Origin of the sequence: Pelomonas caseinilytica (genome assembly GCF_021353235.1) — a bacterium.
GTDB classification, from domain to species: domain Bacteria; phylum Pseudomonadota; class Gammaproteobacteria; order Burkholderiales; family Burkholderiaceae_C; genus Pelomonas; species Pelomonas caseinilytica.
Window position 1 is genome coordinate 1 of sequence record NZ_JAJTWT010000032.1, and the last position, 4,222, is coordinate 4,222.

Annotated in this window: 5 protein-coding genes; all 5 read right to left on the reverse strand. The window is 59.1% G+C overall.

Features of this window, described 5'->3' with window-relative positions; all coding sequences use genetic code 11:
* Positions 1-313: 313 nt before the first annotated feature.
* Positions 314-868 (reverse strand): imm11 family protein, encoded by a 555-nt coding sequence (locus tag LXT12_RS26590; protein WP_233395541.1) that lies wholly within the window; start codon positions 866-868, stop codon positions 314-316.
* A 143-nt stretch (positions 869-1,011) separates the two neighbouring features.
* Positions 1,012-1,968, reverse strand: a complete 957-nt coding sequence (locus LXT12_RS26595) for an IS1595 family transposase (protein WP_233395542.1) — start codon at positions 1,966-1,968, stop codon at positions 1,012-1,014.
* A gap of 83 nt (positions 1,969-2,051) precedes the next feature.
* Positions 2,052-2,696 (reverse strand): RHS repeat-associated core domain-containing protein, encoded by a 645-nt coding sequence (locus tag LXT12_RS26600; RefSeq protein WP_233395543.1) that lies wholly within the window; start codon positions 2,694-2,696, stop codon positions 2,052-2,054.
* Positions 2,697-2,733: 37 nt separating this feature from the next.
* A complete protein-coding gene (locus tag LXT12_RS26605) occupies positions 2,734-3,045 on the reverse strand; it encodes a hypothetical protein (RefSeq protein ID WP_233395544.1) in 312 nt (103 codons plus the stop codon).
* 21 nt (positions 3,046-3,066) lie between these two features.
* Positions 3,067-4,222, reverse strand: a 1,156-nt coding sequence (locus tag LXT12_RS26610; RefSeq protein WP_233395546.1) for an RHS repeat domain-containing protein, incomplete at its 5' end; no start/stop codon positions are given.

The window sequence follows — 4,222 nt, forward strand, 5'->3', positions numbered from 1 at the left end:
TGAGGTCGCCCTGGGCGTTGTAGCCCCAGCTGATGCCGTAGTTCTGGCCACCGTAGTTCAGGGTTTCGGAGGCGAGTTTTCGCAGGGCGTTGTAGCCGTAGGTCCAGGTGCTGCCGTTGCTGGTGCAGCAAACCCGATTCAAGTCGGGCGCCGAGTTGGGGCCTCGCTTACCGCGTACTGCAAAACCTACAACCACCACATCCCGCAACGTTCGCTCGAGTACCGCTCACCGTGCAGGCCCTTCAGGCGTAGCAGGTCTCCAACCTCCATTTGTTCAAGCGCGCCGTATACAAACAAGCGGGTCTTTTGACACCTAAGTGCCAATTGCGATCTCACCAATTTGATCAAATCGCAAGCCGCGCGCTCCGGATTTGAGCACTCGGTTCTTGAAGTCTTGTGTGCAAAATATTTGTGCCCTATTGGATCCCGTCAAGGTAAAAAGGGGCGCAATCAGCTCTGCATTGGCATTTATAGTCAATTTTACGGCCATATAAATTTCCCCATCGATTGAGCGCATCAGCTTTGAGTTCGGCTCATCGATTCCCGCAACAGAGGAAAGGCAGTTGACGATGAACCAAGGTCGCGCTTCAACTGTGATAGGCAAGAATTCTAGCTCAGCTGAAATACCTTCAAAAACTGCTCTTCTAAAGGATTCCTCCACCGCCAGCCCCCCTGTATTCAGGACTGCTACACTTGGAAAGTCGCTCTTCCGTCCAGCATCAAGACTGAGTGCCTTTGCAGGAATATTTCTCCAACCGGAGGCCAGTCTACGCACATTTAGCTGACGCATCGCCTCCAGATGAGCATCGTCATCAAAATATATTGATTTAAATCCTACGGCCGGCCATAATGAATATATTGGCATCATCGAATTTATCTTGGAAAGGTTCCAGCATATATCGCCACGGAAATATCAAAAAGGCGCATGGAAACATCTTTATAAGTTGATGCGCCTCTAAGTGCTGCGTTCACCGCGATGTAGTAGGCGTTCGTGTGCATGCCTTGACCTGATTAGCAATGAATCTCCGCATACCCGCGGATGACGCGTTCCGCACGAGGCTGGCATCGAGCCACATCGACGATGAGGCGTGCGCTCAGGGCGCGCAGGTCGAAGCGCCGGTTAAAGCGGTAGGCGAAGCCAGCGAGGTAGCTGGCGGCGTACTTGGCGAAGTCGAAGGCGTGGTGGGTGCCGGCCAGGGCGGTCTTGAGATTGCCCAGCACGGTGTTGACCCAGTGGAATTGCGGCAACTCGCGGGGCAGGCGCTGACCGACGACGACGGCCTCGTGCAGGCAGCCTGCAGCAGCCACCGCCGCGAAGCAGCTCAGCCCGTCGCTGAGCACGCGCGTTCCCGGCAGGAGGTGCGCCTTGGCCCAGGCCTCCAGGGCCTGCGAGGTAAAGCCCGTGACGGGCGTGAGCTTCAGATGCCGTGGACGCCCGGCTGCGTCCAGCGACACCGCCGCGACGAAGGGCACCTTGTTCTCGGAGCCGCGCCCGGCCTTGCCGCCGGCACGTTCGCCACCCAGGTAGGCATCGTCGAGTTGAACGGCGCCGTCCAGCCGATGCTCGGCCTCGCGCTGCGCCATGGCCGCCAGGATCTTGTGGTGCAGCAGCCAGGCCGTGGGGTAACTCACGCCGAGCTGCCGCTTGAGTTCCAGCGAGGACATGCCGTTCTTGGCCTGGCCGATCAAATGGATCGCGAGGAACCAGGTGGTCAGCGCCAGCTTGGTGTCGGCCATCAACGTACCGGCCGTCAGCGACGTCTGATGCTGGCAGGCCTGGCACTGAAACAGGCCATGCGACTGGCGCGCCAGCTTGTAGTGCGCGTCATGGTCGCAGCGCGGGCAGCGCCAGCCATCCGGCCAACGCGCCGCCATCAGCGCCTGCTCGCACTGGGCTTCAGTGCCGAAGCTGCGGTTGAACTCGGGCAGCGACATGCCGGGCTGGAACTGGATGCGGTTCATGGCCACGCGCGTGCTCCTGGTCGTGTTTGGAGCTTGCACTCTCCCTCCTCACTGGCTCATGGCGTGAGCTTGCGGAGATTGGTTGCTAATCAGGTGCCTTGATGAAATGCAGCGCGTAAAAACATTCCATTGTGAGGGTCATTAATACTCATGCCGACAGCTGCTAGTACCTTGCGAGCAGGCGCAGCAAGCGGGTGCTCAGCTGCAACGATGTGGTGCGCGTGATCGCCATCCAGTCGAGTCGCGCCGGTGGCCATCAAATTAACGCCTAGCTCTCTACTGTCGCTCCTGAATAAGTCTGGCGCTCCCATTGGTAGCGATCCATTCCCGAGGCTTGAAGGCGCCAACGCAAGCCCCGCAGGGCCTAAAGCCCTTAGCAGACCAGATAACCAAAGGTCTGCCCCAACTGCTGTAGCAATGGACGCTTCCGAAGAAACGCCCGCAATAGCAGCCGGCATCGCGATGATGCCAGCCGCATGCGCCGCGGCGAGCGGCGTGTTGGATGTGTTACTGTTACTATGTGACCCTCGACCTGATTCGACCAACACCTCACAATTGGCCATCTTGTGGCACTCTTCGTTGGTCGGCAACCTACCGTCCGGATCAATGGATCCATACGGGTTGTTGTTCACATACGTATACAGACCGAACCCAGCGCCGGTATTGGCGTCGGTAACAACCGGGTCCACCGAGAGAAACCTCCCCGCAATCGGATCGTAGTACCGCTGCTGCATGTAGAGGCTTTACATCGCAGGCTGACCACATCTGTGGTCAGCTCTCCTTGAAGAAGGTAAAGCCCTTCGCATTGGCATCTACATCCCGAGGGTCAACGGTCTCGATGCCATCCACCTTGAGCACAAGGCCGTCCATCGATCCACGAGCATTCACCAGCGCTTCAGCAAGGTCATCCTTAATAGATGAACGAACCAAGTTGATCGCAGTGTCAGCGTCCTCCGCTTCCACATATCGTGTTGCATAGAACCCTGCAATGGCGAGCGTTTTCTTCCGCTTGATCAAGCCCCAGAGTACCGGCAGTTCGCCAGCCATCTCCGAGCGCAGTCCTTCGCCCTCCATGCGGATCATGAACCAAGCCATATCCAGCCTTTACTTCTGCTCTTGGGGTTTGGGCTTCTTCTCTTCATCTTGCTTGCGCTTCTCTTCCCTCTCCTTCATGGCCTTGTCGTACTCATCCTGATTCTTGTACGGAGTACCGGGGCCATACAGTGTCCCGGGCGCCAGGGTCGAAGGAGTTGCAACGAGTGGGACGAGCAAGGCCTCCAGCAGCTCGGGCAAGATAGCACCCGACTGACTTCCCCAGAACGTATGCCCGTCCACCCCTTCGGTCTGGAAATGAGGATCACCGACTGAGCCGTCCTTCAACTCATGGCCCTTGTGTTGCAGGATCCCTTCCTTGTCTCCATTTCGGGCGGCGATCTCAATTTGCTTGGCGTCGGACTTGGTCGCGGCCTGTACGTTTTGCCCAGCCCTTCGGGCTGCTACGGCTTCAGCCTTGTCAACCTTCTTGAGAAAGATCTTCCCGCCGTTATCGAGCAACTTGACCAGGAATCCGATCGCATCTCGGCCATCACCATCAACATACCGATATGGGTTGTTGTTCGCGTAGTGATATCGGCCAAAGCTCTTCCCTGAGTTTGCGTTGGTCACCAGCGGATCAACCGACAAGAACCTCCCCGCAATCGGATCGTAGTACCGCTGCTGCATGTACACGAGATCCGTCTCGGCATCCTGCACATGGCCCGTGAAGCCCACGACGCTGGTGCCGGCGCCGGGCTTGGTGCCGGCGGCCACGTAGCCGTAGGGCTCGAAGCGGCTGCGGTTGAGTAGCGCGGCTGAGGCGTTGGTGTGCGCGACCGGGCTGCCCAGGGCGTCGGTATGCACGTATTGCAGGCCCGCGGCGCTGTTGGTCTCGGCGATCTGCTTGCCGCCCAGGTAGATGTAGCCCGTGGTGCTGCTGGGCCGGGGGCCGCCGCTGCTCGTGGCCCACAGCAGCTGCCCGGCCTGGCTGTAGACCTGGATGCGCGTGGAGCCGTCGCTGCTGACGATCTTGATGCGTCGGCCCAGCCCGTCGTAGGCGTAGCTGCCGCCTTGTGAGGACCAGCTCAGCCGGTTGCCGAGATCGAACCCGAAGCTCTGGGCGCCTTTGACGGTGAGGTTGCCGCGGGGGTCGAAGCCGTAGGTGGCGGTGCTGCCGTTGGTGGTGACGCTGGCGAGCTGGTTGTTGGTGCCGAAGTTCATCACC